Source organism: Streptomyces sp. SAS_281 (assembly GCF_052542855.1).
Genome location: NZ_JBMNDO010000088.1, coordinates 26,741 through 33,571, shown reverse-complemented (window position 1 = coordinate 33,571; position 6,831 = coordinate 26,741). Strand labels below are relative to the sequence as shown.

The following is a 6,831-nucleotide window of genomic DNA, read 5'->3' as shown; positions in this document are numbered from 1 at the left end:
GTCGCCCGGCCGGAAGGACCCGGCCGGGCGACGACGTACGACTGTGCGGGACTACTGGGCGCCGAAGCGCGAGCGCCACGCCTCCAGGTCCTCGTCGGTGATCTTGGCGAAGAGCACCGGCGGCACCGTGAAGGCGGTCCCGGCCGGCACGGACGCCAGGGCGCGGGCCTCGTCGGCGCTCACCCACGTCGCCGTGTCGTCCGCCAGGGCGAACGCCTCGCGCATCGCCCGCGCGGACGAGGGGATGAACGGCTCCGAGACGACCGCGTACAGGTGGATCAGGTTCATCGCGGTGCGCAGGGTGAGCGCGGCGCCCTCCTGGTCGGTCTTGATCTCCAGCCAGGGGGCCTTCTCCTCCAGGTAGGAGTTGCCCGCGCTCCACAGCGCCCGCAGAGCCTGGGCGGCCTTGCGGAACTGGAGCGCCTCCATGTGGCCCTCGTACTCCGCGAGCAGCCGCGCGATCTCCTCGCCCAGCTTCCGCTCGGCGTCCCCGGCCTCCTTGCCCGCCGGGACGTCGTCGCCGAACCGCTTGCGGGAGAAGGACAGCACCCGGTTCACGAAGTTGCCGAGGGTGTCGGCCAGGTCCTTGTTCACCGAGGTGGCGAACAGCTCCCAGGTGAAGGAGGTGTCGTCCGACTCCGGGGCCTGCGCCATCAGGAAGTAGCGCCAGTAGTCGGCGGGCAGCAGTTCGAGGGCGGTGTCCGAGAAGATGCCGCGCTGCTGCGACGTCGAGAACTTGCCGCCGTAGTAGTTCAGCCAGTTGAACGCCTTGACGTGGTCGACCCGCTTGACCGGCTCACGGGTGCCGATCTGCATGGCGGGGAACATCACCGTGTGGAACGGGACGTTGTCCTTGGCCATGAACTGCGTGTACCGGACGTCGGACGCCTCGTACCACCAGGACTTCCAGTCCCGGCTCTCCGGCTCCAGGTCCGCCCACTCCTTCGTCGCCCCGAGGTACTCGATGGGGGCGTCGAACCAGACGTAGAAGACCTTGCCCTCGGCCGCCAGCTCCGGCCAGGTGTCGGCCGGGACGGGCACGCCCCACTCCAGGTCACGGGTGATCGACCGGTCGTGCAGGCCCTCGGTGAGCCACTTGCGGGCGATCGAGGACGCCAGGTGCGGCCACTCGTCGCTGGTCCCGTCGATCCACGCCTCGACCTCGCCGGACAGCTTCGACTGGAGGAGGAAGAGGTGCTTGGTCTCCCGGACCTCCAGCTCGCTGCTGCCGCTGATCGCGGAGCGCGGCTCGATCAGGTCCGTCGGGTCCAGGACACGGGTGCAGTTCTCGCACTGGTCGCCGCGCGCCTTGTCGTACCCGCAGTGCGGGCACGTACCGACGATGTAGCGGTCCGGCAGGAAGCGGTCGTCGGCGATCGAGAAGACCTGGCGGATCGCCCGCTCCTCGATGAAGCCGTTCTCGTGCAGCTTGCGGGCGAAGTGCTGGGTGATCTCGCGGTTCTCGGCGGAGGAGCTGCGCCCGAAGTAGTCGAAGGCGAGCCCGAACCCGTCGTAGACCGCCTTCTGCGCGTCGTGCTGCTGTGCGCAGAACTCGGCCACCGGCAGCCCGGCCGCCTTCGCGGCCAGCTCCGCCGGGGTGCCGTGCTCGTCGGTGGCGCAGATGTACAGCGCCTCCTCGCCCCGCTGGCGCAGATACCGCGTGTAGACGTCCGCCGGGAGCATCGACCCGACCAGGTTCCCCAGGTGCTTGATCCCGTTGATATAGGGAAGCGCGCTGGTGATCAGGTGTCGAGTCATCGTCGGATGCTCCCAATTTCTACGGTGCGGATGCCTCTGTCGCAGGCCGTTCGCATCCTATCGAATGGGGGACAGCCCCCTTTACCGGATTTCCTCCTACGCGCGCAGTGCGACGCCGTGGCGAGTGCGCAGACGGCGGATCTCCCACCAGGCCAGGGCCGATACGGACGCGGGACCGCCGATCATGGCCAGGAACTGGATGAGCGGCGGCCCGGGAGGCGGGCCGCTCGCGACGAGGCCGATGATCATGAACCCGGGGCATGGCGAGGTAACCGGTGAGGAGGAAGCCCAGCAGGACGGACTTCGTCCCGGCGCCGGCTTCCGTGACGCGGACCCCGGCGCCGCGGAGCAGCAGGAGGTCCTCGGGTCCGATGTCAGGACGGTGACGGGGGCGTGCGGCTCACCCGGGGTCCGTCGGGTCCGCTGCGCCGCCGCGGAGAACCGCCCGCTCGGGCGCCGACCGCCGCCCGGTCGGCGGGCCGGGGCCGGCTTCGGCGGCCGATGACCCGGCCGGCCGTGACGGACAGGCCCCGAGCAGCGCCGGAAGGGACGAACGTGCTGTCCGGGGCCCGGGGCCTCAGCACTCGATGATGTTCACCGCGAGCCCGCCCCGCGCCGTCTCCTTGTACTTGACGGACATGTCCGCGCCGGTCTCCTTCATCGTCTTGATGACCTTGTCCAGGGAGACCTTGTGGCTGCCGTCGCCGCGCAGGGCCATCTTCGCCGCCGTGACCGCCTTCACCGCGGCCATGCCGTTGCGCTCGATGCACGGGATCTGGACGAGTCCGCCGACCGGGTCGCAGGTGAGGCCCAGGTTGTGTTCCATGCCGATCTCGGCGGCGTTCTCCACCTGCTCGGGGGTGCCGCCCAGGACCTCGGCGAGGGCGCCGGCGGCCATGGAGCAGGCGGAGCCGACCTCGCCCTGGCAGCCGACCTCGGCGCCGGAGATGGAGGCGTTCTCCTTGAACAGCATGCCGATCGCACCGGCCGCCAGCAGGAAGCGGACGATGCTGTCGTCCTTCTCGGCCTCCGTCGCGCCGCCCGCCGCGAAGTTCATGTAGTAGTGCAGGACGGCCGGGATGATGCCGGCCGCGCCGTTCGTCGGGGCGGTGACCACGCGGCCGCCCGCCGCGTTCTCCTCGTTGACCGCCATCGCGTAGAGGGTGATCCACTCCATGGCGTGCGTCTGGGGGTCGCCCTCCGCGCGCAGCTGGCGGGCGGTCTTCGCGGCGCGGCGGTGCACCCTGAGGCCGCCGGGCAGGACGCCCTCGCGGGACATGCCGCGCGTCACGCACGCCTGCATGGCCCGCCAGATGCCGAGGAGCCCGGAGCGGATCTCCTCCTCGGTGCGCCAGGCGCGCTCGTTCTCCAGCATCAGCGAGGAGATCGAGAGACCGGTCTCGCGGGCCAGCCGCAGCAGCTCGTCGCCGGTGCGGAAGGGGTGCTTCAGGACCGTGTCGTCGAGCACGATCCGGTCCTCGCCCACGGCGTCCTCGTCCACGACGAAGCCGCCGCCGACCGAGTAGTACGTCTTCTCCAGGAGTGGGGCGCCGTCGGCGTCGTACGCGAAGACGGTCATGCCGTTGGCGTGGTACGGCAGCGCCTTGCGGCGGTGCAGGACCAGCTGCTCGTCCGCGTCGAAGGGGATCTCGTGCATCCCGAGCAGGTTGATCCGGCCGCCGGTGCGGATCGCCTCGACCCGTTCGTCGGCCGTCTCGACGTCGACGGTGCGCGGGGACTCGCCCTCCAGGCCGAGCAGGACCGCCTTGGGGGTGCCGTGGCCGTGGCCGGTGGCGCCGAGGGAGCCGTACAGCTCGGCCCGGATCGAGGCGGTGTGGGCGAGCAGGCCCTCGTTCTTCAGACGGCGCGCGAACATACGGGCCGCGCGCATGGGGCCGACCGTATGGGAGCTGGACGGGCCGATGCCGATCGAGAACAGGTCGAAGACCGAGATGGCCACGGGGGAACTCCTCAAAGTTGGTAGACGCCGTTGTCTGCCGGGTGGTGCGGTACGGGCGCGCGGGCGGCCCGGAGTGCAAGAGACAAAGCGGAGGGGACAAGGGACGGGGCACCCGCCCACTGTTCAGTGTGCGGGTGCCCCTCCCGTAGGCGCGAATGCGCCGGGTCGGCTACTTCAGGCCGGGGTACAGCGGGAACTTCTCGGCCAGCTTCGCGACCCGGGCCTTCAGGCCGTCCGCGTCGTAGGACGGCTTGAGGGCCGAGGCGATGATCTCGGCGACCTCGGTGAAGTCCTCGGCGCCGAAGCCGCGGGTGGCCAGGGCCGGGGTGCCGATCCGGAGGCCGGAGGTGACCATCGGCGGGCGCGGGTCGTTGGGGATCGCGTTCCGGTTGACCGTGATGCCGATCTCGTGGAGCCGGTCCTCGGCCTGCTGCCCGTCCAGCTCGGAGTTGCGCAGGTCCACCAGGACCAGGTGCACGTCGGTGCCGCCGGACAGGACGGAGACGCCCACCTCGGTGACGTCGGGCTGGACCAGGCGCTCGGCCAGGATGCGGGCGCCCTCCAGGGTGCGCTGCTGGCGCTCCTTGAACTCCTCGCCCGCCGCGACCTTGAAGGAGACCGCCTTGGCCGCGATCACGTGCTCCAGCGGGCCGCCCTGCTGACCCGGGAAGACCGCCGAGTTGATCTTCTTGGCGAGCTCCTGGGTGGAGAGGATCACACCGCCGCGCGGACCGCCGAGGGTCTTGTGCGTGGTGGTGGTGACGACGTGGGCGTGCGGCACCGGGTTGGGGTGCAGGCCCGCGGCGACCAGACCGGCGAAGTGCGCCATGTCGACCATCAGGTACGCGCCGACCTCGTCCGCGATGCGGCGGAAGGCGGCGAAGTCCAGCTGACGCGGGTACGCGGACCAGCCGGCGACGATCAGCTGCGGCTTGGACTCCTTGGCCAGGCGCTCGACCTCGGCCATGTCCACGACACCGGTGTCGTCCACGTGGTACGGGACCACGTTGTAGAGCTTGCCGGAGAAGTTGATCTTCATGCCGTGGGTCAGGTGACCGCCGTGCGCCAGGTTCAGGCCCATGATCGTGTCGCCCGGCTTCAGCAGCGCGAACATCGCGGCGGCGTTCGCCTGCGCACCGGAGTGCGGCTGGACGTTCGCGGCCTCGGCGCCAAAGAGCGCCTTGATCCGGTCGATCGCGATCTGCTCGACCACGTCGACGTGCTCACAGCCGCCGTAGTAGCGGCGGCCGGGGTAGCCCTCGGCGTACTTGTTGGTCAGGACGGAGCCCTGCGCCTCCATGACCGCGACCGGAGCGAAGTTCTCCGAAGCGATCATTTCGAGCGTGGACTGCTGGCGCAGGAGCTCGGCGTCGACGGCGGCGGCGACGTCCGGGTCCAGCTCGTGGAGTGAGGAGTTGAGAAGCGACATCAGGTGGTCCCTTGGGGTCTTTAGTTGCCGGAGAACTCGGTGTACTCGTCGGCGGAGAGCAGGTCCTTCGGCTCCTCCGCGACGCGCACCTTGAACAGCCAGCCGCCTTCGAACGGAGCGGAGTTCACCAGCGACGGATCGTCCACGACGGCCTGGTTGGACTCCGTGATCTCACCGGTCACCGGCGAGTACAGATCGCTGACCGACTTGGTCGACTCCAGCTCGCCGCAGGTCGCGCCCGCGGTCACCGTGTCACCGACCTCGGGGAGCTGGGCGAAGACGACGTCACCGAGCGCGTTGGCCGCGTGCTCGGTGATGCCGACGGTGGCCACACCGTCCTCGGCGGGCGACAGCCACTCGTGCTCCTTGCTGTACCGCAGCTGCTGGGGGTTGCTCATGGTCTGAATTCTCCTGTACGCGGGGAGTGCGGATGAACGGTGGTCTTACGGTGTGAGACGGGACCGTGTCACGTACGCGACACCGGCCGGGTCCTACGGTTCTACTTCTTGCGCTTGTAGAAGGGGAGCGCCACGACCTCGTACGGCTCGTGGCTGCCTCGGATCTCCACCGCGACTCCTGCGGTGCCCGGCTCGGCGTGCGCCGCGTCGACGTACGCCATGGCGATCGGCTTGCCCAGGGTGGGGGAGGGGGCGCCCGAGGTGACCTCGCCGATGACCTGACCGCCGGCGACGACCGGGAACCCGGCGCGCGGCACCCGGCGGCCCTCGGCGACCAGGCCGACGAGCTTGCGGGGCGGGGCGGTCTCGGCGCGCTCGGCGGCGGCCTCCAGCGCCTTGCGGCCGACGAAGTCGCCGTCCTTCTCGAACTTCACGACCCGGCCGAGCCCGGCGTCGAACGGGGTCAGCGAGGTCGTCAGCTCGTGCCCGTACAGCGGCATGCCCGCCTCCAGGCGGAGCGTGTCACGGCAGGAGAGGCCGCACGGGATCAGGCCGTGCGCGGCGCCCGCCTCGGTGAGCGCCTGCCACAGCTGCTCCGCGTGACCGGGTGCGACGAACAGCTCGAAGCCGTCCTCGCCGGTGTAGCCGGTACGGGCGATCAGCGCGGGCACCCCGGCGACCGTGCCGGGCAGTCCGGCGTAGTACTTCAGACCGTCCAGGTCGGCGTCGGTCACGGCCGCGAGAATCGCCGGGGACTCGGGGCCCTGGACGGCGAGCAGCGCGTACGCGTCGCGGTCGTCGCGGACCTCGGCGTCGAAGCCGGCGGCGCGCGCGGTGAGCGTGTCCAGGACGAGCTGGGCGTTGCCGGCGTTGGCGACGACCATGTACTCCGTGTCCTGGAGGCGGTAGACGATCAGGTCGTCCAGGATGCCGCCGTCCTCGGCGCAGATCATCGTGTAGCGGGCCCGGCCGGTCGAGACCGTGCCGATGTTGCCGACCAGCGCGTAGTTCAGCAGGTCCACCGCCTGCGGGCCGGTGACGGTGATCTCGCCCATGTGGGACAGGTCGAAGAGGCCGGCCTTCGTGCGGACGGCGTTGTGCTCGTCGCGCTCGCTCGCGTACCGCAGCGGCATGTCCCAGCCCGCGAAGTCGGTCATGGTGGCGCCCAGCGAACGATGCAGGGCATCGAGGGCGGTGAGACGGGGGGTGCTGCTCATGAAAGGGCTCCCAGGGCATGACGACGGCGAGGACGATCCCTCCCCATCTGTCATCGGAACCTGAGAGGT

6 protein-coding genes are annotated in these 6,831 nt (G+C 70.3%); all 6 read right to left on the bottom strand.

What is annotated here, in order from left to right; genetic code table 11:
• Positions 1 to 51: 51 nt before the first annotated feature.
• Entirely contained in the window at positions 52 to 1,758 is a 1,707-nt protein-coding gene (gene metG / locus ACN6LM_RS27480) for a methionine--tRNA ligase (RefSeq protein WP_445068067.1), read from the bottom strand.
• Positions 1,759 to 1,854: 96 nt separating this feature from the next.
• On the bottom strand, positions 1,855 to 2,007 hold the full coding sequence (locus ACN6LM_RS27475) for a hypothetical protein (protein ID WP_445068066.1): 153 nt from the start codon (positions 2,005 to 2,007) through the stop codon (positions 1,855 to 1,857).
• A gap of 328 nt (positions 2,008 to 2,335) precedes the next feature.
• Positions 2,336 to 3,718, bottom strand: coding sequence for an L-serine ammonia-lyase (locus ACN6LM_RS27470; protein ID WP_445068065.1), 1,383 nt, complete (start codon positions 3,716 to 3,718; stop codon positions 2,336 to 2,338).
• 169 nt (positions 3,719 to 3,887) lie between these two features.
• Entirely contained in the window at positions 3,888 to 5,147 is a 1,260-nt protein-coding gene (gene glyA, locus ACN6LM_RS27465) for a serine hydroxymethyltransferase (RefSeq protein WP_445068064.1), read from the bottom strand.
• A 20-nt stretch (positions 5,148 to 5,167) separates the two neighbouring features.
• Positions 5,168 to 5,545, bottom strand: coding sequence for a glycine cleavage system protein GcvH (gcvH, locus tag ACN6LM_RS27460; RefSeq protein WP_445068063.1), 378 nt, complete (start codon positions 5,543 to 5,545; stop codon positions 5,168 to 5,170).
• A 101-nt stretch (positions 5,546 to 5,646) separates the two neighbouring features.
• Positions 5,647 to 6,762 carry a glycine cleavage system aminomethyltransferase GcvT gene (gene gcvT / locus ACN6LM_RS27455; protein WP_445068062.1) on the bottom strand — a complete coding sequence of 372 codons (1,116 nt, stop codon included), beginning with the start codon at positions 6,760 to 6,762 and terminating at the stop codon, positions 5,647 to 5,649.
• Between the last annotated feature and the right edge of the window lie 69 nt (positions 6,763 to 6,831).